General features: G+C 72.3%; 22 protein-coding genes. 15 read left to right on the top strand and 7 right to left on the bottom strand.

What is annotated here, in order from left to right; genetic code table 11:
* Positions 1-10: 10 nt before the first annotated feature.
* The 4 genes from ABD774_RS11020 to ABD774_RS11035 are packed head-to-tail and all read right to left on the bottom strand — an operon-like array spanning position 11 to position 4,790.
* Complete coding sequence (locus tag ABD774_RS11020; RefSeq protein ID WP_345040947.1) at positions 11-1,090, bottom strand: ABC transporter permease; 1,080 nt, start codon at positions 1,088-1,090, stop codon at positions 11-13.
* Positions 1,087-2,175 carry an ABC transporter permease gene (locus ABD774_RS11025; RefSeq protein WP_345040949.1) on the bottom strand — a complete coding sequence of 363 codons (1,089 nt, stop codon included), beginning with the start codon at positions 2,173-2,175 and terminating at the stop codon, positions 1,087-1,089. Before ABD774_RS11025 ends, ABD774_RS11020 begins: the two co-directional genes overlap by 4 nt.
* Positions 2,172-3,686 carry a sugar ABC transporter ATP-binding protein gene (locus ABD774_RS11030; protein ID WP_345040952.1) on the bottom strand — a complete coding sequence of 505 codons (1,515 nt, stop codon included), beginning with the start codon at positions 3,684-3,686 and terminating at the stop codon, positions 2,172-2,174. The genes ABD774_RS11025 and ABD774_RS11030 overlap by 4 nt, the downstream gene beginning before the upstream one ends.
* 60 nt (positions 3,687-3,746) lie before the next feature.
* Positions 3,747-4,790 carry a substrate-binding domain-containing protein gene (locus tag ABD774_RS11035; protein ID WP_345040954.1) on the bottom strand — a complete coding sequence of 348 codons (1,044 nt, stop codon included), beginning with the start codon at positions 4,788-4,790 and terminating at the stop codon, positions 3,747-3,749.
* Positions 4,791-5,003: 213 nt separating this feature from the next.
* Between ABD774_RS11035 and ABD774_RS11040 the strand changes: the two genes are divergently transcribed.
* The 9 genes from ABD774_RS11040 to ABD774_RS11080 all read left to right on the top strand — a co-directional run bounded on the left by ABD774_RS11040 (position 5,004) and on the right by ABD774_RS11080 (position 11,877).
* Positions 5,004-5,756: a DeoR/GlpR family DNA-binding transcription regulator gene (locus tag ABD774_RS11040; protein WP_345040956.1), complete on the top strand. Its 753-nt coding sequence runs from the start codon at positions 5,004-5,006 to the stop codon at positions 5,754-5,756.
* A 484-nt stretch (positions 5,757-6,240) separates the two neighbouring features.
* Positions 6,241-7,461 (top strand): TadA family conjugal transfer-associated ATPase, encoded by a 1,221-nt coding sequence (locus ABD774_RS11045; RefSeq protein WP_345040959.1) that lies wholly within the window; start codon positions 6,241-6,243, stop codon positions 7,459-7,461.
* A 2-nt stretch (positions 7,462-7,463) separates the two neighbouring features.
* Complete coding sequence (locus ABD774_RS11050) at positions 7,464-8,324, top strand: type II secretion system F family protein (RefSeq protein WP_345040961.1); 861 nt, start codon at positions 7,464-7,466, stop codon at positions 8,322-8,324.
* Positions 8,321-9,253, top strand: coding sequence for a type II secretion system F family protein (locus ABD774_RS11055; protein WP_345040964.1), 933 nt, complete (start codon positions 8,321-8,323; stop codon positions 9,251-9,253). Before ABD774_RS11050 ends, ABD774_RS11055 begins: the two co-directional genes overlap by 4 nt.
* A 63-nt stretch (positions 9,254-9,316) precedes the next feature.
* Positions 9,317-9,511: a hypothetical protein gene (locus ABD774_RS11060; protein ID WP_345040966.1), complete on the top strand. Its 195-nt coding sequence runs from the start codon at positions 9,317-9,319 to the stop codon at positions 9,509-9,511.
* A gap of 65 nt (positions 9,512-9,576) precedes the next feature.
* On the top strand, positions 9,577-9,960 hold the full coding sequence (locus tag ABD774_RS11065; protein WP_345040968.1) for a TadE/TadG family type IV pilus assembly protein: 384 nt from the start codon (positions 9,577-9,579) through the stop codon (positions 9,958-9,960).
* Entirely contained in the window at positions 9,957-10,478 is a 522-nt protein-coding gene (locus ABD774_RS11070; RefSeq protein ID WP_345040971.1) for a pilus assembly protein, read from the top strand. Before ABD774_RS11065 ends, ABD774_RS11070 begins: the two co-directional genes overlap by 4 nt.
* Before the next feature lie 53 nt (positions 10,479-10,531).
* Positions 10,532-10,963, top strand: coding sequence for a hypothetical protein (locus ABD774_RS11075; protein WP_345040973.1), 432 nt, complete (start codon positions 10,532-10,534; stop codon positions 10,961-10,963).
* Between the two features lie 5 nt (positions 10,964-10,968).
* Positions 10,969-11,877: a coiled-coil domain-containing protein gene (locus ABD774_RS11080; protein ID WP_345040975.1), complete on the top strand. Its 909-nt coding sequence runs from the start codon at positions 10,969-10,971 to the stop codon at positions 11,875-11,877.
* A 169-nt stretch (positions 11,878-12,046) separates the two neighbouring features.
* Here the strand turns inward: ABD774_RS11080 and ABD774_RS11085 are convergent, their stop codons facing one another.
* Positions 12,047-12,568: a CBU_0592 family membrane protein gene (locus ABD774_RS11085; protein WP_345040978.1), complete on the bottom strand. Its 522-nt coding sequence runs from the start codon at positions 12,566-12,568 to the stop codon at positions 12,047-12,049.
* 71 nt (positions 12,569-12,639) lie between these two features.
* Between ABD774_RS11085 and ABD774_RS11090 the strand changes: the two genes are divergently transcribed.
* The 6 genes from ABD774_RS11090 (at position 12,640) to ABD774_RS11115 (ending at position 19,476) form a co-directional block, all read left to right on the top strand.
* Complete coding sequence (locus ABD774_RS11090; RefSeq protein ID WP_345040980.1) at positions 12,640-13,545, top strand: LysR family transcriptional regulator; 906 nt, start codon at positions 12,640-12,642, stop codon at positions 13,543-13,545.
* A gap of 204 nt (positions 13,546-13,749) precedes the next feature.
* Positions 13,750-14,976, top strand: a complete 1,227-nt coding sequence (locus ABD774_RS11095) for a multidrug effflux MFS transporter (RefSeq protein WP_345040982.1) — start codon at positions 13,750-13,752, stop codon at positions 14,974-14,976.
* A 135-nt stretch (positions 14,977-15,111) separates the two neighbouring features.
* Complete coding sequence (prfB, locus tag ABD774_RS11100; RefSeq protein ID WP_345040984.1) at positions 15,112-16,233, top strand: peptide chain release factor 2; 1,122 nt, start codon at positions 15,112-15,114, stop codon at positions 16,231-16,233.
* Positions 16,234-16,456: 223 nt separating this feature from the next.
* Positions 16,457-17,146: a cell division ATP-binding protein FtsE gene (ftsE, locus tag ABD774_RS11105; RefSeq protein ID WP_345040985.1), complete on the top strand. Its 690-nt coding sequence runs from the start codon at positions 16,457-16,459 to the stop codon at positions 17,144-17,146.
* A 10-nt stretch (positions 17,147-17,156) separates the two neighbouring features.
* Positions 17,157-18,071 (top strand): permease-like cell division protein FtsX, encoded by a 915-nt coding sequence (gene ftsX, locus ABD774_RS11110; protein WP_345040989.1) that lies wholly within the window; start codon positions 17,157-17,159, stop codon positions 18,069-18,071.
* 10 nt (positions 18,072-18,081) lie between these two features.
* On the top strand, positions 18,082-19,476 hold the full coding sequence (locus tag ABD774_RS11115; RefSeq protein WP_345040991.1) for a peptidoglycan DD-metalloendopeptidase family protein: 1,395 nt from the start codon (positions 18,082-18,084) through the stop codon (positions 19,474-19,476).
* 12 nt (positions 19,477-19,488) lie between these two features.
* Here the strand turns inward: ABD774_RS11115 and ABD774_RS11120 are convergent, their stop codons facing one another.
* Complete coding sequence (locus ABD774_RS11120) at positions 19,489-20,568, bottom strand: polysaccharide deacetylase family protein (protein WP_345040993.1); 1,080 nt, start codon at positions 20,566-20,568, stop codon at positions 19,489-19,491.
* A 189-nt stretch (positions 20,569-20,757) separates the two neighbouring features.
* The gene (locus ABD774_RS11125; protein ID WP_345040996.1) at positions 20,758-21,132 is read right to left on the bottom strand and encodes an RNA-binding S4 domain-containing protein; all 375 of its coding nucleotides are present in this window, start codon (positions 21,130-21,132) and stop codon (positions 20,758-20,760) included.
* Between the last annotated feature and the right edge of the window lie 2 nt (positions 21,133-21,134).

A 21,134-nucleotide genomic window follows, 5' to 3' on the forward strand; every position in this document is an offset into this window, starting at 1 on the left:
GGGATGACGCTTACGCGGTGGTCGTCGCGCTGACGGCGCCGACGGGTGGTGCGGGCCGGCGTCGCCGTCGCCACTTGACCTGGTCGAGGACCATCACCGCCACGAGGATCACGCCCTGAGCCATGGCGTACTCGAAGGCCGAGAGGCGCACCGCCGTGAAGCCGCTCTGCACGATCTGCAGGGTCAGGGTCGCCAGGACGACGCCGAGCACGGTCGCGAAGCCGCCGTTGGGGTTGGTGCCGGCCAGGACAGCGATCACCACGACGAGCAGCACGTACGAGGCGCCGTAGTCGGCGGAGGCGGTGGGGTTGCGGGCCAGGAACAGCACGCCGGCGATGCCGCCGAGCAGACCGGTGGTCAGGTAGGTGCTCATGAGCACCCGCGAGCTGTTGATGCCTGAGAAGCGCGCGGCAGTCGGGTTGGCACCCTGCAGCGTCACCTTCAGGCCCAGCGGTGTGCGGTTCACCAGCAGGCCGATCGCCAGAGCCACGAGGACAAAGACGACGAAGAGGGTGGGGACCCCGCCGACCGTGGACTGCCCGAACGTGGTGAGTCCGGCCGGGGCGCCGTAGAGGGTCTTGCCGCCGGTCCAGGCGACGGCGATGCCGTTGTAGATCTGCATCGTGCCCAGCGTCGCGAGGATCGGGGTGATGCCGACCCAGGCGACGAGGACGCCGTTGACGAACCCGCCGAGGATGCCCACGGCGATGCCCACGAGGAGGATGACCGGAAACAGCTGCTCGGCCCGGGCCGGGTCGTCGGCCGCGATGGCCGTGTACAGGGTCGACATGGTGATCGCCGTGAGGTTCGCGATGGACACGAGCGAGAGGTCGATCCCGCCGGTGAGCATCGCGAGCATCATCGCGAGCGCGAGCACGCCGACCTCGGGCGAGGCGAGCGCGATGTTCTGCAGGTTGATCGGGCCGAGGAAGACCGCCGGGTTGAGCACGGTGAACAGCGCGAACGCCGCGATGACGAGCAGCAGCATCCGCCGCGCGCTGCGGTCCACGTGCACCGTGCCGAGCAGGTCCTTCCACCGGGAGTCGACAGACCGGTTGAGCCGTCGCATCGGCTGCTGGGTGTCGTTCATGCCGTCACCTTCTCGTGCTGGACGGGGGCGGTCGCCGGGCCGGTCGCGCCGTCGTCGGGCTCGTCGACGGTCCGGATCCGGCGGGCGGAGCGGCGGGCGGCGATCGCCTGGATGCCCACGCCGATGACGAGCAGCAGGCCGACGGCGGTGCGCTGCCAGGCGCTGGGCACCCCGGCGAGGATGAGACTGTTGTTGATGACCTGGATGAGGAGGACGCCGAGCACGGTGCCGGTCACGGAGCCGCGGCCGCCGAAGATCGACGCCCCGCCCAGGACGACGGCGGCGATGATGTCCAGCTCGTCGCCGACCAGCTCCTGGGGGGTGCCGCTGCGGCCCATGATCATGTAGATCATGCCGCCGACGGCGGCCATCATCCCGACCAGCACGTACATCCAGACCTGCGTGCGGACCACTCGGATCCCGGCGCGGCGGGCGGCCTCGGCGTCGCCGCCGATGGCGTAGATGCTTCGCCCGAACATCGTCCTGCGCAGCACCCAGGCGATGAGGACCGCCAGGAGGATCGCCGGGACGACCATGACGTGCAGGTAGGCGTTGCCCGTCGGGGACGTCACCGCGACGAGGTTGGTCGTCGAGACCGACGCCATGCCGGCGGGCAGGTCGGCGATGTAGCGGGAGCCGACGTAGGTGAGCAGCGCCCCCGTGAAGATGCCGCGAGTACCGAGCGTGACGATCATCGTCGGCAGGCGGAACTTGGCGATGATGAAGCCGTTGATCGCGCCAAGGGCGGCCCCGAGGACCAGGGCCACGACGAAGGCGCCGACGAGGCCGAGGTCGAACCCGCCGGCCAGCTGCAGCTTGATCGTGGTGTAGGCGGCGAAGACGGCGATCGCCGCGAACGACATGTCGATGCCGCCCGAGATGATGACCAGCAGCACCCCGAGGGCGAAGATCATCGGCACGATCGCGCTGCGCAGGATGCCGAACGCGGTCGGGAGCGAGAAGAACACCGGGTTGGCGATCGACATCCCGATGACGAGCACGAGCAGGACGAGGACAAGGACGCCCTCGTTGTTCCGCCCGCGCAGGCGGCGCAGCAACGCCGCCCTGGACCTGTCCGCACTCATGCGGCCACCTTCTTCCGGATGCTGTCGACGTCGACGTCCTCTTCGGCGAGCTCCTCGACGATGCGGCCGTGGCGCACGACCAGCACGCGGTGGCAGCAGGCCACGAGCTCGGGGACGTCGTCGGAGATGACGATCACGCCCATGCCCTCGGCGGCCTGGGCACGCAGGATGTCGAGGATCTCGGACTTCGAGCCGACGTCCACGCCGACGGTCGGCCCGTTGAGCATGAGCACCTTCGGCCGCCGCGCGAGCCACTTGGCGAGCACCACGCGTTGGGCGTTGCCGCCGGACAGGGATCGCACCGGGGCCTGGACGTTCGGTGCCTTGACCCGCAGGCGGCGGAACAGCGTGTCGATGGTGGTGTGGATCGCGCGCTTGTCGAGCGTGCGCCAGCGGGTGCGGTGCCCCTCGGCGGAGCTGGCGATGATGTTCTCGGCGATGGACTTCTCGAGGAACAGGCCCTGCGTGAGGCGGTCCTCGGGGACGTACCCGATGCCGGCCGCGATGGCGTCGTCGATGCCTCGCACCGCCATCGGGACGCCGTCGACCTTCACCGACCCGGACTCGTACGGGTGGACGCCGAAGAGGGACTCTGCGATCTCCGTGCGGCCGGAGCCGAGGAGGCCGGTCAGGCCGAGGATCTCGCCGCGGCGCAGCGTGAACGAGACGTCACGGAACGCGCCCGAGAGGGTGAGCCCCTCCACCTCGAGCACCGGTGCGGCGTCCTGGTCCAGCTGGGTGAGCCGGCGCGAGTCGTCGACCTCCTGGCCGGTCATGTGCTGGGCGATCGTGCGGGGGTCCAGGTCCGAAGCCGGGGCGGTGACGACGTGCTTGCCGGAGCGCAGCACCGTCACGCGGTCCGAGATCGCCAGCACCTCGTCGAGCTTGTGGGAGACGAAGATGAACGCCACGCCCCGTGCGCGCAGCCGCTCGACGATCGCGAACAGGTGCGCGACCTCGGTGTGGGTCAGAGCCGTGGTGGGCTCGTCCATGATGATGACTCGTGCCTCGTTGACGAGGGAGCGGCAGATCGCTGTCAGCTGCCTGTCCGCGACCGACAGCGTGCCGACCTCGGCGTCCAGGTCGAGGGCGAGGCCGAGGTCGTCGATGATCCGCTGGGCGGCCGGCCGCGCGGCGCGGGGGTTGAAGAACCGCCGGCGGGCGCCGATCGCCGAGGTGAAGACGATGTTCTCGGCGACGGTGAGGTTGGGGAACAGCGAGAAGTCCTGGTATATGACCTGGATCCCGCTCTTGATGGCGTCGGTGGTGTCCATCGACGCGAACGTCTCGCCGTCCACGACGATCGCGCCGGCGTCGGGCTTCTCCGCGCCGGAGATGATCTTGATCAGGGTGGACTTGCCGCAGCCGTTCTCGCCGGCGAGGCACAGGACCTCACCGGGACGCAGGTCGAGCGAGACGCCACCCAGGGCGGTCACGCCGCCGAACGTCTTGACGATGTCGCGCACCTCGAGGACGGGTGCAGGGGTGCCCGGACGGGCCGTGGTTGTCATGCCGTTGCGCCTCTCAGCACCGGCGCGGGGCGGACCACTGCCCGCCCCGCGCCTGTGGGATCAGAAGTTGTACTGCTTGGCGGCCTCGGCGTCGGCCGCGATGCCGGCGTCACCGACGAACACGTTGTCGTACCCGTCGAGCTTCCTGAGGCTGTTGTAGCCCTCGATGCCCAGGTCGGTGCCCTCCTCGATCGTGCCGCCCTCGGCGAGGATGCGGGCGATCTCCAGCTGGGCCTCACCGGCGAGCGCCGGGTCCCAGAAGAAAATCTTGTCGATAGAGCCGGTCGCCAGGTACTTCGCGGCGGCCGAGGGGATCGAGGTGCCCATGTTGCAGACCTTGTCCTCGAGGCCGGCCTCCTCGATCGCACGGGCGATGCCCGGGACGTCGTTGCCGGCGGAGCCCTGGAAGCCCTTGATGTCCGGGTACTTCGCGAGGATCTCCTTGGCCCTCTCGTACGCGGCCGTCTCGTTGTCGGTGCTCTCGATCGGGGTCTCGACCCGCGTCATGTTCGGGTAGTTCTCGGTCTGGTGGTCGTAGGCGGCGCCGACCCACTCCATGTGGGTCTTGGCGGTGAGGCCGCCGACGAACTGGACGTACTTGCCCTCCTCGTCCATGCACTGGGCGAGGTTCTCCATGATGTCGATGCCGTAGTCGGCGTTGTCGAAGGCCTCGATGTCGATGTCGACGTTCTCGATGCCGGTCGCCTCGTGCGCGACGACGACGATCCCCTGGGCCTTGGCCTGCGCGAGGACGGCGGAGAGCGCCTCGGGCGAGTTGGGCACGACGGTGATGGCGGTCGGCTTCTGGGCGATGAGGTCCTGGATGATCTGGATCTGCTTCTCCGGGGAGACGTCGTCACCGCCCTCGGTGCGCGTGTCGATGCCGGTCCTCTCGCCGTAGGCGACGACGCCCTCGTCCATCCGGTCGAACCAGGCGATGCCCTTGACCTTGACGACGGTCACCATCGTCTGGTCCGAGCCGCTGCCGCCGCTCGAGGCCTTGTCGCCGCTCGCGGCGGCGCCGTCATTGACGGACCCGCAGGCGGCCAGTAGCAGGGTGGCGAGACCCGCGGCGACAACGCCAGCGGCGCGCTTCTTCCTCATCCGTTCACTCCCTCGTGACAGTGCGCGGGACCCCCGTGTCCGCGCATCAAATTCCTGTTTCCGTGCGTCAGAGTGCCTGACTAGCGGCACACATTAGGGGGATGCTGTCTGAAAGTCCAACAAGTCGTGCAAGACTGTGCACGAATTAAGGCATCCGTGCGCGCGTAACCGTGCGGTTGCTACTGTTTGCCCAGGTCAAGCGGAAGGTCAACGATGTCGCGCCGCCAGCAGATCGCCGAGCTCGTCGAGGGGCATGGCTTCCAGAGCGTCACTGCCCTCGCGCAGCGGTTCGGCGTGGACAGTTCCACGATCCGGCGCGACCTCGACCGTCTCGCCGCCGATGGGGTAGTGGTGCGCACCCACGGTGGTGCCGCCGCGCCGGCGGGGGGCGGGGGCGAGGCGGAGGCGCCCCCGGATCGCGACCCGCAGCTGCCCGAGAAGCGCGCCATCGGGGCGGCGATGGCCGAACGCATCCACGAGGGGCAGACAGTGCTGCTCGACAGCGGTACCACGTGCCTCGAGGTGGCCCGCCACCTCGACCACGGCCGCCTGACCGTCGTCACCAACGACCTGCACGTCGGCCTGGAGATCTCGACGAAGCCGCAGATCAACCTCGTCTTCATCGGTGGCGAGCTGCTCCCGACAAGCACCTCGATGTGGGGGCCCACCTCGATCCAACAGCTGGAGACCATGCGAGTGCACGTCGCCGTCTTTGGCGCCGGCACCGTCATGGACGACGGCATCTACGCGAGCAGCAGCTACGCCATCGAGCTCAAGCGCAAGATGCGCTCCATCGCCTCGCAGGCCTTCTTCATCGCGGACTCCACCAAGTTCGGGCGCGAGGCGCTCTTCAAGGTGTTCGGGTTCGAGAGCTTCACGGCCGGCATCACCGACAACATGCTCGACCCGATCCGCGCGGCCCGGTTCCCGGTGCCGCTGATCCGGGTGACGCCGAGCAACGAATGAGCACCGCGGCTCCAGGCTGAGCGCCGCGACGGCGCACTGTCTTCGCACTCCATGGCAGGAGATCTCCGTACCGCCAGGTGAGGCGCATCCCGCGCGCCCGGACGGGATCATGACTGCGCCCCCTCGGGCCATCTGCCCGGCGAGTTCACACCCGCTCTCGCCGCGGGCCTCCGGGCGCCGGATCACTCGACTTCCGGTTCCCTCCCGCTCGCCCGCCCGCCCGGACGGTTGCGCTGACGGTCCTCGTCGCAGAAAGCCTGGTGAGCTCGCGGGGTCGCCTATCCGTGGCCGCACCGCTGTCGACATCGACGAGCTGCCGTCTCATGGCGACGTCTTCGTCGCCTCACAGGGTCTGGGGCTCCTGCCGTTGTCCACAGATTCGGACGCCTGTCTACCGCCAAGGCGGTTCCTCCGCTAGTTTCCGGGAAGACCGGTTTGGGCCGGTCTGCTCGACCGACCATGGGGGTGGCGGGTGGACGAAGGGGTGGCGCTCCTCGAGAGCGAGGTGCGCGAGCTCGTCCGGCGGCGCGGCGTGGACCCGGCTCGGGATGCCGACGGCGTGCGGGCGCTGGTGTCGGCCGCCCTGGCCGACTACGACGACCGCTCGGTGGCCGGGCTCGTTCCCCCGATCGGCGACCCCGAGGCGGCCGCGAAGGAGGTCGTCGACGCCGTCGCCGGCCTCGGGCCGCTGCAGCGCTACCTCGATGACCCGGAGATAGAGGAGATCTGGATCAACGAGCCGGGCAAGGTCTTCGTGGCCCGGTCCGGACGCTCCGAGCTGACCACGACCATCCTCGACGACGCGCAGGTGCGGGACCTGGTCGAGCGCATGCTCCGGGTCTCGGGCAGGCGCCTCGACCTGTCGACCCCGTTCGTGGACGCCTCGCTCGCCACGGGCGAGCGGGTCCATGTGGTGATCCCGGACATCACCCGGTCCGCGTGGGCGGTCAACATCCGCAAGTACGTCACCCGGGCCCGGCGCCTGAGCGACCTGGTCACGCTCGGCTCGCTCACGAGCCAGGCGGCGGCCTTTCTCGACGCCGCCGTGGTGGCGGGCATGAACATCCTCGTCTCGGGAGCAACACAGGCAGGAAAGACCACCATGGTCGGCGCGCTCGCGGGCGCCATCCCGGCCGGGCAACGGGTCATCACGGCGGAGGAGGTCTTCGAGCTCCGGCTGACGAACCGGGACACCGTGGCGATGCAGACCCGGCAGGCCAACCTCGAGGGGACGGGCGAGGTCCCACTGCGCCGACTGGTCAAGGAGGCGCTGCGGATGCGCCCCGACCGCATCATCATCGGCGAGGTTCGGGAGGCTGAGGCCTTCGACATGCTCGTCGCCCTCAACGCCGGAATTCCCGGGATGTGCACCCTTCACGCCAACTCCGCCCGGGAGGCCGTCACCAAGCTGTGCACGCTCCCGCTGCTGGCGGGCGAGAACGTCACCGCGGCGTTCGTGGTGCCGACGGTGGCCGCGGCCGTCGACCTGGTCGTGCACCTCGAGCTCGACCGTGAGGGCAGGCGCAGCGTGCGGGAGGTCATCGCGGTGACCGGCAGGGTCGAGGACGGGGTCGTCGAGACGGCCGAGATCTTCGTCCAGCAGGACGGGCGCCTGCGGCGGTCCTCGGGCTTTCCCGACGGCGAGGAACGGTTCCGACGGGCCGGCTACGACCTGGCGGCGCTGCTCGCCGACACGGGGAGCTGACGGTGGGCGTCGTCGTGGGGCTGCTCCTCGGAGCAGGGCTGCTCAGCATCTGGCTGTCCTTCTTCGAGCCCCGCGCGTCACGACGGCGGTCGGCACCGGGATGGGCGGCCCGGACCCAGGACCTCCTGGTCCAGGCGGGCGCCCCGTCGGTCACCCCGACGTCCCTGCTGATCACGTCCGGCCTGCTGGGCCTGGTCACCTTCGTCACGGCGGCGGCCCTGACCGGCTCCCCGCCGATCGCCGCGAGCTTCGCCGTCATCCTCGCCGGCGCCCCCTCGGTCGTCGTGCGCGCACGGGCCCGCAAGCGCCGCACTGAGCTGCGCACGGTGTGGCCCGAGGTTCTCGACGACCTCGCCTCCGCCATCCGGGCCGGCCTCTCCCTGCCGGAGGCGCTCATCGCGCTGGGCGAGCGCGGCCCGGAGGAGGTCCGCACCGAGTTCCGGCAGTTCGCCGAGGACTACCGGGCCACAGGCCGGTTCGTCGACGCGCTGGAGGAGGTGAAGGCGCGCCTCGCTGACCCTGTGGCGGACCGCATCGTCGAGGCGCTGCGGCTCACCAGGGAGGTCGGCGGCACGGACCTCGGCCGCCTCCTGCGCACGCTGGCGAAGATGATCCGCGACGACCTTCGCACCCGTGGCGAGCTCGAGGCGCGTCAGTCGTGGACCGTGGCAGGGGCTCGAATGGCCGTGGCGGCCCCGTGGGTGGTTCTCCTCCTGCTGTCCACGCGGGCCGAGACCGCCGAGGCCTACAACTCCGCGCTCGGTGTGATCGTGCTGGCGTCGGGGGCCGGGTGCAGCCTGCTCGCCTACGTGCTCATGGTCCGCATCGGGCGGCTGCCCGAGGAAGCGCGGGTGCTGCGGTGAGCCCGACGGCGCTCGGCGCGGTCGTCGGGCTGATGGGCGGCGTCGGCGTATGCCTCGTGCTGTGGCGCGTGGCGGCGCGCCGCATCACCCTGGACGACCGCATCGCGCCGTACCTGCGGGAGCGGCCCCGCACGTCCCGACTGCTCGCCGACCGGCCGGTGCATACGCCCTTCCCGACCCTCGAGCGACTCCTCGCGCCGATGGTCCACGACGCCGGGCGGGTGCTCGAGCGGCTCGGATCGTCCTCGGTCAGCATCCGCCGTCGCCTGCAGCTGCTGGGCGGGACGATGACCCACGACCAGTTCCGTACCGAGCAGCTGATGTGGGCCGCGGTCGGTCTGGCGGTCGGCCTGCTCGGTGCGCTGACCCTCGGGGTGGTGCGCGGTGCGCCGCTCGTCCCGCTCCTGATCGGCGTCCTGCTGTGCGCGGTGGGCGGTGCGGTCGCGCGTGACCAGTCGTTGACCAGCCAGGTCCGGCGGCGTCAGCAGCGGATGGCCATGGAGCTTCCCGACGTCGCGGAGCTCCTCGCGCTCGCCGTCGCCGCGGGGGAGGGACCGGTCGGGGCGCTCGAGCGGATCGCCCGCACCACCAACGGCGAGCTCGCCCTCGACGTGCGGCGGACCCTGGCCGAGGCGCGGTCGGGGGTGCCGCTCGCCGTCGCCCTCGAGCGCATGGCGGCCCGGACGGACGAGCCCGCCGTCGCGCGATTCGCCGAGGGCGTGGCCGTCGCCCTCGAACGAGGCACGCCGCTCGCGGAGGTCCTGCGCGCTCAGGCCCAGGACGCGCGGGAGACCGCCCGGCGCGAACTGATGGAGACCGGGGGAAAGAAGGAGCTCGGCATGATGGTGCCGGTCGTCTTTCTGGTGCTGCCGGTCACCGTTCTTTTTGCGATTTTTCCCGGACTCGCGGTGCTGCAGGTGGGTCTGTGAGCACCGACAGCCGCCCGGCGCCGCCGGGCCGGGACCATCCGCACTCAACCGGAGGTAGACGACATGTGGACCCTGCTCAACCTGATCGCGGCCCGGCTCGGCTGGTCGCTGGAGGACGATCCCGAGCGCGGCGACGTGCCGGGCTGGGTGCTGGTCACCCTGATGACGGCCGGTCTGGTCGTGGCGATCTGGGCGCTGGCCGGCCCGGCGCTGTCCACCGTGTTCGAGACGGCGATGAATCGCGTCCTGGCGTTCTGAGGGCGGTGGTTCGTGGCCGGTGGCGTGGGCTGTCGACGTGGTCCCGAGCGCGGTGGCGGGGGCTGGTGGTCGAGGGTGACCGCGGCTCGGCCGTGGTGGAGTTCGTCCTGGTCTCGGTGCTGGTGCTGGCGATCGTCGTGGCGCTGCTGCAGCTGGTGCTGGGGCTTCATGTGCGGAACACGCTGGTCGACTCGGCCTCCGAGGGGGCTCGGCATGCGGCGCTGGTGGGCTCGACGCCCGCCGAGGGGGTCGCGCGCACGCGTGAGCTCATCGGCCTGAGTCTTTCGCCCCGGTACGCCCGCGAGGTCTCCGCCTCCCTGGTGGACCGGGGCGGGACGACCCTGGTGCGGGTCCGGGTCAGTGCACCGCTGCCGGTGCTGGGGCTGCTCGGCCCGTCCGGTGTGCTCGACGTCAGTGGGCACGCGGTGCTCGAGGAGCCGCTCGGATGAGTGGGGTGCGGACGGGCGCGGTGCGGGTCCCGGGGAACTGCCTTGCCGGGTTCGTGGGTGTGGTGCGGGCGCGGCTGCGGGTGATGGGCGGGCCCGAGCGGGGCAGCGCCGTCGTGGAGTTCCTGGGCGTGAGCCTGCTGCTGCTCGTCCCCATCGTGTATCTGGTCCTGACGCTGGCGCAGATCCAGGCCGCGGCGTTCGCCGCCGAGGGGGCGGCGCGTGAGGCGGGACGCCTTCTGGCGCGGGCCGAGTCCCTTCAGGAGGGTGCGGCCGCCGCACGTCTCGCCGTCGAGCTGGCCTTCGAGGACCAGGGGCTCGACGTCGACGGGGCCGGAGCCCTTCAGGTCAGCTGCACCGAGGAGCCGTGCCTGGCGCCGGGCACCCGGGTGGTGGTCACCGTCGCCACGAGCGTGGACCTGCCTCTCGTCCCGGACGTGGTCGTGAACGCGGTGCCGGCGACCGTGCCGGTCAGCGCGACCCACGTCGCCGCCGTTCCCGAGTTCCGGGCGGCGCGGTGACGGCGCTGCGGCGCCGGATGGCGGCGGCCGGGGCGGGGGAGGAGGGTCAGATCATGCTGCTGAGTCTCGCGTTCGGGGTGCTGGTGCTGGCCCTGGTGCTCGTGGTGGCGAGCGCCTCGGCGGTGCACATCGAGCGCAAACGCCTTCTCGCCCTGGCGGACGGTGCCGCGGCCGACGCCGCGGACGCCATCGACGTCGCCACGTACTACGGCGCGCCCGCCGGGCCGGTGGACGGGGCCACCCGCGTCCCGCTGTCGGACGCCTCGGTCGACGCCGCGGTGCGTGAGTACCTGGGCGCCGCCCCGGCGGCGGTGGTCGGCGAGTTCGACGGCCTGCGGGTGGCCGAGCCGACCGGGACGCCGGACGGGACGACCGCGCAGGTCACGCTCGCCGCCACGGCACGCCCGCCGCTGGTCCCGTGGGTGCTGGTCCCGTGGAGCGATGGCATCGCGCTGCGGGTCACCTCCACGGCCCGGGCGGGCTGACGGCAGTGGGGAGCGAGGAGCTGATCGCGGTCGCGGGGGAGCTCTACGCGCTCGTGCCCGGCGAGTTCGTCGCGGCACGCAACGAGCGGGCGGCGCGGATCAAGACCGACGGCGACGCCGAGCTCGCGCGCGCGGTCAAGGCGCTGCCCAAGCCCGCCGCCGCGGCCTGGCTGGCGAACACCATGGTGCGGCACCTGAGCGAGCAGCTCGACCAGGTCCTCGAGCTGGGGGAGGCGATGCGCGAGGCCCAGGAGGACCTCGACGCCGCCCAGCTCCGGGACCTCAACCGGCAGCGGCGCCAGCTCGTCGCGGCCGTCGTCCGGGAGGGCCGCAAGGTCGCGGCCCGTCTGGGGCAGAAGGTGAGCGAGGCGGCGGCGGAGCAGACGGCGGCGACCCTGCAGGCCGCGATGGCGGATGCGGGGGCCGCGAACGCCCTGCGCACCGGGCTTCTGGTGGAGCCGATGGCCGCCGTCGGCATGGACCCCGTCGAGCTCGCCGGGGTCCTCGCCGTGCCGGAGGCCCTGGGCGAGCAGGCGCCGCGGGCGCCGCGCGGGACAGCGCCGAGGGCCGCCAGGCGCGCCGGCAAGGAGGACGCCGCCGCGGCGCTGCGCGCCGAGATCGCCCGGGCGCAGGAGGAGACGCAGGCGGCGGAACGGTCGGCGGCAACCGCCGAGCGGGAGCTGCGCTCGGCCGAGGACCAGGCCCACCGCCTCGAGGCGCGCGCTCTGCAGCTGCGCTCCGAGGTCGAGGAGCTCCGGCGCCGGCTCGACGAGCGCGAGCACACCCTCGCAGGCGTGGAGGACCGGCTCGACGAGGCCGCCGAGGCTCGCCAGGACGCGGCCGTCGCCCACGTCGAGGCGCAGGCCGCGGTGGAGGAGGCACGCGGGAAGCTGGAACGCCTCCGACGGAAATGACGGGGCGTCTCAGCGCGACAGCTCGGGTCAGACGGAGTCCGTCGAGCGTCGGGCGGCGACCGCTCAGGTCAGACAGAGTCCGTCGAGCGCCGGGCGGCGACCGCTCGAGTCAGACGGAGACGTCGTGCTTCAGGGGGTGACCGTTCAGATCGACGGGGTCCGTCGCGCCTCAGGCGGCGACCTTCTCGCGGGTGCGGCGACGGCGGCGGCCGGTGTGCTCCGGCCGTCCCGCCGGCCGGGTGGAGCCCGGGTGAAGCGGCCGGTCGGCGAGGGCGGCGGTGACGGGACCGGGCTCGGCGGTGAGCGGCCCGGTCTCCGCCGTCGTCCCGGGCTGGGCGGGGGAGACCACGGAGCGTCGGGCGGCGCGGCGGGCGCGGGCCACGTGCTGGCCGCGGAGCTGCTGGGCCGTGCGGGCGGCGGCCCGGAGACGGCGGGTGACGAGGTGGCGCTTCAGGGCGACGATCGCCACGACCCCGATCGCGATCCAGATGCCGTTGGCGACGGCGGAGGGCCACGCGCCGCTGGAGGCCGAGCTGGCGCCCACCGCGATCGCGCCGAAGACGTTGAGGCCCTGGTAGCTGACGGACCCGGCCGGAAGACGACCGGTGGAGAGCAGGGCGTAGGCCACCAGCTGGACGATGACACCGACCCAGCCGGCGGTGACAATCACGGAGGCGACGATCTCGGGCACAGGTCAATCGTGAGCCTCTCGGCTATAAAGATCAATCGAATGAAGTTGCACCCGGTATACAGTTTTGCTTCATGGACATCGACCCACGCAGGCTTGGCGTTCTCTTGGCCGTGAGCAGGTCCGGAGGCGTTCTCGCCGCGGCCGACTCTTTGCGTCTGAGCCCCTCTGCCGTCTCTCAGCAAATAGCGCGTCTCGAGGCCGAGACCGGCGTGCGGGTGCTCGACCGGCAGCCGTCGGGCGCCACGCTGACGCCGGCCGGCCGGGTGCTGGCGGAGGCGGCCGAGCGCATCGAGTCCGAGCTCGGCGAGACCCGCCGCTCGCTGGCGGCGCTGGAGGGCGACATCTCCGGCGTCGTCGTGGTCGGCGCCTTCCAGACCGCGATCCGCGCGGTGCTCGTCCCGCTGCTGGCCGAGCTCGAGCAGACCCTGCCCGGCGTGGATCTTGTGGTGCACGAGGTGGCCGAGGAGCACGGCCGGCGCGCCCTGCGCCGCGGGGAGCTCGACCTGCTCGTCATCGAGCACGACGTGTCCAGCCCGGCCCCGGCGCCGCAGGGCTCGCGCGACGTCCCCTTCCTCGACGAGCCGTGGGTGGTGGCGCTGCCGGCCACGGAGCCGGAGCCCGCGGGCCTGCTCGACCTGGTGGGCCGCACGTGGCTCGCGCCCGAGCCGCGTGGTGCCGCCGATCGCGCGCTCGCGCGGCTGGCGTCCGAGCTGTCCTTCACCCCGCGCACCGCCCACCGCTACCTCGACTTCGACGTCGCGCTCGCCATGGTCGCCGCCGGGCTCGGCGTGGCCCTGCTCCCGGAGCTCGCCATGCGCCGACAGCTGCCGGAGAACGTGCGGTGGGCGGCGCTGCCCGGCCTCGGCACCCGTCGCCTGTTCGTGCGTCACCGCGTCACCCGCAGCGAGCCGCGCGCCGCGACTCTCGCCGTGCTCGAGCAGATGGTGGCCGTCGCGGCGGCCCTTGAGCCGCTCTGACCGTTCCGCGTGAGTCCCTGAGCGCTAAGCCCTGAGCCCTGAGCCCTGAGCCCTGAGCCCTGAGCCGTGAGCCCTGAGCCGTGAGCCGTGAGTTGTAAGCGGGTAGCCGGGAGCCGCCGGCTTCGGGCGAGACGCTGACCGCTAGTTGCCAGGCGCCACGGGCTCAGTGGCCGGCGACGCGGGCTCGCATGCCACGATGGTCGCGTGACGTTCCCGGCCGGCGCCCGGCCTCCCGCCTCGTTCGTCCTCCTGCTCGGCGCCATGGCCGCGCTCCCGGCGGTCACGACGGACCTGTACCTGCCCTCCCTGCCCGTCGTCGCCGACGACCTCGGCTCCGGCGCGGCCCTCGTCCAGGCCACCATCACCGGCGTGCTCATCGGCGGCGCGATCGGTCAGCTGCTCGCCGGCCCGCTCTCCGACCGCTACGGCCGGCGTGGCCCGGCGATGATCGGGGTCGCGCTGCACGTCGTCGCGTCCGTGCTCTGCGCGCTGACCCCGGGCATCTGGCCCCTGATCGTGCTGCGCGTGATCCAGGGCGTCGGCAACGCCGCCGCCACGGTCACGGCGATGGCCGTCATCCGGGACCGGTACAGCGGCGCCGGGGCGTCCGTGCTGATGTCGCGCCTCATGCTCGTCATCGGTGTCGCGCCCCTGCTCGCCCCCACGGCGGGCGGCCTCATCGCAGGCTGGTGGGGCTGGCGAGCCACGTTCTTCGTCCTGGCGCTCGTGGGGCTCGCCCTGATACCCGTGATCGCGCGGGCCCTGCCCGAGACCCTGCCGCCGGAGGCCCGCCGGCGCGAGCCCCTCCGGGCGACGTTCGCCGGGTACGGGTACCTCCTGGGGGACCGGCAGTTCATGGCTCTCGCGCTCATTCCCGGGCTGGGCCTCGCGGCGCTGATGAGCTACGTGGCCGGCTCGCCCTTCGTCCTCCAGGAGGGCTACGGCCTGAGCGAGACGCAGTTCGCGCTGCTCTTCGCCCTCAACGGCGCCGGGCTCGTGCTCGGCTCGCAGCTCAACGCCTCGCTCGTGAAGCGGTTCCAGCCGATCGCGCTGCTCCGGGTGGCGATCCCGCTGGCCACCGCACTCGGTGCGGTGCTCCTCGTTCTCGTGGCCACCGGCACCGGGGGCCTGTGGGGGCTGGTGGCGCCGCTCTGGCTCCTGCTGAGCGTGAACTCCCTCGTGCTGCCGAACGCCACCGCGCTGGCCCTGACCCTTCACGGTGAGCGGGCCGGCACGGCCGCCGCGCTCATCGGCGCCCTGCAGGCCGGAGTCGCCGGGACCGTCTCGCCCGTGGTCGGCCTGCTCGGCGGCGACGATGTCGCGATGGCCGGTGTGATCCTCGCCGCCGTCGTCGCCAGCCTCGTCGTCTTCCTCGCCGCCGGACGCAACTACCGGCGGCCCGAGGTCGGGGGCGCTGGCGCGCCGTCGTGAGGTGGCGGTCCGACGGCGGACCAGTACGCGCCGTCGTCAGGTTGTGGTCCGAGGTCGCCCCGGTCGCGCGTCGTGAGGTGACGGTCCGACGCTGACCCGCACGCCCCGCCGGGCGATCGCGTAACCTTGCCGTTCGTGGCCACCGACTTCTCCAGCGAGATCCAGCACCTGCGCGCGACGTTCGAGTCCATCCGTGCGGTGACGGACCCGGACGCCCTGCGCGGCCGGATCGCCGAGCTGTCGGAGAAGGCGTCCGCCCCCGACCTGTGGGACGACCCCGACGCCGCGCAGGTGGTCACCTCTCAGCTATCCCACGCGCAGGCCGAGCTGAGCCGCGTGGAGAAGATGGGCGAGCGCATTGAGGACCTCGCCGCCCTGGTCGAGCTGGGTCAGGAGGAGGAGGGGGCCGACGCCGACGCCTTCCTCGTCGACGCCGAGGCCGAGCTCAACGCGATCCGCAAGGACCTCGGCGAGCTCGAGGTCCGCACGCTGCTCGCGGGTGAGTACGACTCCCGCGAGGCCGTGGTCACCATCCGCGCCGGCGCGGGCGGCGTCGATGCCGCGGACTTCGCCGAGATGCTGCTGCGGATGTACCTGCGCTGGGCCGAGCGCCACGGCTACCCGACCCAGGTGCTCGACACCTCCTACGCGGAGGAGGCCGGCCTGAAGTCGGTCACCTTCGAGGTCAAGGCCCCGTACGCCTTCGGCACACTGTCGGTCGAGGCCGGCACGCACCGCCTGGTGCGGATCTCCCCGTTCGACAACCAGGGCCGCCGCCAGACGTCCTTCGCGGCCGTCGAGGTCATCCCGCTCATCGAGCAGACCGACAGCATCGAGATCCCCGAGAACGAGATCAAGGTCGACGTCTTCCGCTCGTCCGGGCCCGGCGGCCAGTCCGTCAACACCACCGACTCGGCGGTGCGCATGACGCACATCCCCACCGGGATCGTCGTCTCCATGCAGAACGAGAAGTCCCAGATCCAGAACCGGGCCGCCGCCCTGCGCGTGCTCCAGTCCCGCCTGCTTCTGGTCCGGCAGGAGGAGGAGAACGCCGCGAAGAAGGCGCTCGCCGGGGACGTCAAGGCCTCGTGGGGCGACCAGATGCGCTCCTACGTGCTCCAGCCGTACCAGATGGTCAAGGACCTGCGGACCGAGCACGAGTCCGGGAACCCGTCCGCGGTCTTCGACGGCGAGATCGACGAGTTCATCGACGCCGGGATCCGCTGGCGCAAGTCGCAGGAGAGCGTCCCCGCCTGACCGCGGGTCCGGGGTTCGCCGGAATCCCCGACGGCGGGGCGCGCGGTTCGCAGGAATCCCCGACGGCCGCCGGAGTACCGCCGTCGGAATATGCGACGGCCACCGCAGGTAGTTGCGGGGCCGTGCGGCGTGTCTGCGCAGGCTCACGGCGCGCGCGTGCCTACCCTGCCAGGTGGCCAGTGGTTGTTCTGCCCCCACTGTCGAGACTGGCCGCTACACACCTGTGATCAGATTCGAGAACGTCTCCAAGGTCTACGCCCGGGGTGCACGCCCCGCGCTGGACCAGGTCAGCCTGGAGATCGAGCGCGGCGAGTTCGTCTTCCTCGTCGGCGCCTCCGGCTCCGGCAAGTCCACCTTCCTCAACCTCGTCCTGCGCCAGGAGCGGCCGACGTCCGGGCAGATCTACGCCCTGGGCAAGGAGCTCTCGCAGGTCTCGCGGTGGAAGGTGCCGCACCTGCGCCGTCAGATCGGCACGGTGTTCCAGGACTTCCAGCTGCTGAGCAACAAGACCGTCTTCGAGAACGTCGCGATCGCCCCGCAGGTCATCGGCAAGCCGCGCCACCACATCCTCAGCGCCGTCCCCGAGGTCCTCGAGCTCGTGGGACTGGACGGCAAGGAGAAGCGCCTTCCGCACGAGCTCTCCGGCGGTGAGCAGCAGCGCGTGGCGATCGCCCGCGCGATGGTCAACCGTCCCGCCGTCCTCCTGGCCGACGAGCCCACCGGGAACCTCGACCCCACGACCTCGATCGGAATCATGCGCCTGCTCGACCGCATCAACCGCACCGGCACCACGATCGTCATGGCCACCCACGACGACGAGATCGTCGACCAGATGCGCAAGCGCGTCGTCGAGCTCTCGGGCGGCGTGATGGTGCGCGACCAGTCCCGCGGCGTCTACGGCGCGAGCCGGTAGGGGCGGACCCGTGCGACTTCGGTTCGTCCTGTCCCAGACCTTCCAGGGCCTCTCGCGGAACCTGGCGATGACCGTCTCGGTCATCCTTGTCACCTTCGTCTCGCTCACGTTCGTCGGGGCGGCCGCCCTGCTCCAGATCCAGGTCGGCAACCTCAAGAACGACTGGTACGACAAGGTCGAGGTCTCCGCCTTCATGTGCCCGGCCAACTCCGCGACCCCCGCGTGCGCGGGCGGCGAGGCCACCCAGGAGCAGGTCGACGCCATCGGCGAGCTGCTCGCGTCCGAGAGCATGGCGCCCTACGTCGACGAGGTGTACCTCGAGTCCAAGGAGGACGCCTTCGAGGCGTTCCAGGAGCAGATGGCGGACACGGTCTGGGCGCAGTCCCTCACCGTGGAGCAGATGCAGGTCTCCTACCGGGTCAAGCTCGTCGACCCCGAGCAGTACCAGATCGTCGCCGACGAGCTCGAGGGCCGTCCCGGCGTCGAGGTGGTGGTGGACCAGCGCGAGCAGCTCGAGCCGCTGTTCCTGATCCTCAACCGCACCACCCTGCTCTCGGTCGGGCTCGCCGGCGTCATGATCGTCACCGCGGTCCTGCTCATCACGACGACGATCCGCCTCTCCGCGATGTCCCGCCGCCGCGAGACCGGCATCATGCGGCTCGTCGGCGCGTCGAACCTCTTCATCCAGCTGCCGTTCATGCTCGAGGGGGCGATCGCCGCGCTGATCGGCGCCGTCCTCGCGGTCGGCGGGCTGTTCCTCGGCGTGCGCTACCTCGTGGAGGACTGGCTCGCCGGCTCCACGCCGTGGGTGCAGTTCGTCGACACCGGCGACGTGCTCACCGTCGCCCCGTTCCTCGTCCTCGCCGCGATCCTGCTCGCCGGCATCAGCTCGATCGTGACCCTCGGTCGCTACACGAAGGTGTGAGGTGAACCCCGTGCGCCGTCCTTCTCCCGCCCCCCGCGCCGCCCGACGTCCGATCCGCGCGCTCGGCAGCGCTGTCGCCGCCGCGCTCGTGGCGCTGAGCCTCGGTGCCGTCGGAGCGGTGGCGCACGCGGACTCCCGGGACGACCTGGTGCGCGAGCAGGAGCGCAACGAGGCGGAGCGCGAGAAGGTCGAGTCCTCGCTCGAGGGCGTCGACGCCGACCTCGCCGCCACCTACCTCAAGCTCGAGGACGCCAAGGCCAAGCTGCCCGTCGCCCAGGAGAAGCTGGCCGCCGCCGAGAAGGCGCTGGCCGCGGCCGAGCGGAAGCAGGAGCAGGTGGCCGGCCGCCTCGACCTCGCCGAGGCCGAGTCCGCGGCCCTGGAGGCCGACCTCGCCGCCGGGGCGAAGGAGATCGACTCGACCCGCGCCGCCATGGGTGAGCTCGCCCGCAGCACCTACCGCGGCGACAACGCCGTCACCACCCTCGAGGTGGTGCTCGACTCCTCCTCCACCGACGACTTCCTCCAGAGCTACGCCGTCATGGGCTCGGCCGTGCGCTCCCAGACTCAGGTGCTCGACGACCTGGAGACCGCCTCCGCCGTCGCCCGCAACCAGCAGGAGCGGCAGACCGCGGTGACCGCGCGCATCGGCGAGCTCAAGGCTGAGGCGGACGCCGCCGTCGTCGCGGCCGACGAGGCCCGCGCCGCGGCCGCCGACCACAAGGCCGAGATCGAGAAGATCCAGGCCGACATGACGGCCCTGTCCAAGCAGCTCGAGGACCAGAAGAAGCAGTACGCCGGTCAGCTCGCCGAGCTCGAGGCCGACAGCGCGGAGCTCGCCCGCGAGATCGCCCGCATCGACGAGGAGAACCGCCGCAAGGAGGAGGAGCGCAAGAAGCGAGAGGCGGCCGCCCGGGCCGAGGCCGAGCGCCGGGCCGCGGCCTCGCGCAACCAGTCCCGCCCCGCGCCGGCGCCCGCCCCGGCACCCGCGTCGAGCAACTTCCTCGCCCCGCCGGTCCCCAACCTCTACGTGACCTCCCCGTACGGCTACCGGGTCTACCCGATCACCGGCGGCTGGTTCATGCACAACGGCGTCGACCTGCGCTCGGCCTGCGGCAACCCCCAGTACGCCTCGGCCGGCGGCACCGTGGTGGGTGTGCGCGGCGCGTACGGCAACGGCACCCACGGCAACCAGGTCCTCATCAACCACGGCGTCGTGGGCGGGAACTCCTACATCACCGTCTACAACCACCTCTCCGGCTTCGCCGTGAGCCAGGGCCAGCGGGTCTCGCAGGGCCAGACCATCGGCTACACGGGCGCCACCGGCAACGTGACCGGCTGCCACGTGCACTTCGAGGTGTGGAAGAACGGCTCCACGATCGACCCGATGACGCTCCCCGGCTTCTGAGCGGCCCGACGCTCAGAAGTACCGGTCGAGGCTGACGAAGCGGTAGCCCCGCGCCCGCAGCCCCTCGATCACGGAGGGCAGCGCATCCGCGTCCAGGGTGGAGCCGTCCGTGGGGTTCGCCCCCACGTGCATCAGGACGATCTGCCCCGAGCGCGCCGTGGAGAGGACGCGGTCGCGCACCGAGGCCGCCGAGCGCCCGCCGGAGGTGCCCTGCCACCCGAGCGTGTCCACCGTCCACCGGAAGGGCACGTAGCCGGCGTCGTTGACCACCCGGACGTCCAGCGGTGTGCGCGAGCCGTAGGGGAAGCGGAACAACGGCTTCGCCGGGCGGCCGGTCAGCGCCGTGATCGTCTCCTCGGCGCGCGCGAGCTGGGCGCGGATCGCCTCGTTCGTCAGGTCGGGGAACGCGGGGTGGTTGTCGGAGTGGTTGCCCACCGGGTGGCCGGCGGCGGCGATCTGCCGCACCGCCGACGGGTAGCTGCGCGCGAACTCGCCGGTCACGAAGAACGTGGCCGGCACGTCGTGCTGCGCGAGGACCGCGAGGATCCTCGCGACCGCCGTGCCGGAGGCTCCGCCGTCGAAGGTCAGCGCCACGACCGGTTCGGAGGTGGGGAGCACCTCGACGTCCTGCCCGCGCCAGGACGCGGGCACGGCCGGCGCCGAGGGCGGAGCGGTCGTGGGCGGCGGCGTGGCCGGCGGCGAGGTCGGGTCGGGGTCCGGGGCGGGCGGGGGAGCCGGGCTGGTCGTCGGCGCGGCAGTCGGCCCGGGCGGCGGGGTCGCCGTCGGGCTGGACGACGGCGGAGCCGGGCTGTCGCCCGGCGTCCCCGACCCGCCGGGGTCGGCGGGGGAGGGGGGCCCCGCGGAGCCGTCCTGGCCGGGGCCGTCCTCGGAGGGGCCGGAGCCGGTGGTGGGGGCGCTCGGCGCCGGCGTCGCACCGCTCGATCGGGTGTCCGTCGCGGCGGTGCCGGCCGCCTCCGGGCCGCCGCCGGGCCACCCCGCGCAGGAGGCGAGCGCGCACGCCGCGGCGACGGCGGCGAGCACGCGCCTCGCCCGCCCGTGCGCCGGTCGCCGGCGCCCCGCTGCGCCCTCCATGACCCGATTCTCCGCGCGGGGTGCGCGCGCAGTCCCGGAATGTTGGTACCGGTTCGGTCACGCCCGGGCAGAGGGTCCGGCACGGGCCGCGGCCCGGCAGCCGCGGTCGGGCAGGTGCTGGGCCCGCGGTCCGGGCAGGTGCTGGGCCCGCGGTCCGGGGCGGCGTCTCGCGGACGGGCAGCCGCTCGCTCAGTACCCGCGCAGTCGCTCGATCTCGCGACGCTCGCGCTTGGTGGGGCGGCCGGAGCCGCGCTCGCGGCGTGGGACCGCGTACACCTCCCGCGGCAGCGGTTCGGGACTGCGGTCGATCATCGCGGCGGCCGCGACGGGCGCGCCGACGCGCTTGACCAGGACCCGGCGCACCTCCACCACCCGCTCGCGCTCGCCGCCGCGGACGACGATCTCGTCGCCGATCCCGACCGCGGTGGCAGGCTTGGCCCGCTCGCCGTTCACGCGCACGTGCCCCGCCCGGCAGGCCGCGGTGGCCAGCGAGCGGCTCTTGAACAGCCGCACGGCCCACAGCCAGGCGTCCACCCGGGCCGAGGTGGGGGCGTCCGTGGTCATCC

The organism is Georgenia daeguensis (assembly GCF_039537705.1).
GTDB classification, from domain to species: domain Bacteria; phylum Actinomycetota; class Actinomycetes; order Actinomycetales; family Actinomycetaceae; genus Georgenia; species Georgenia daeguensis.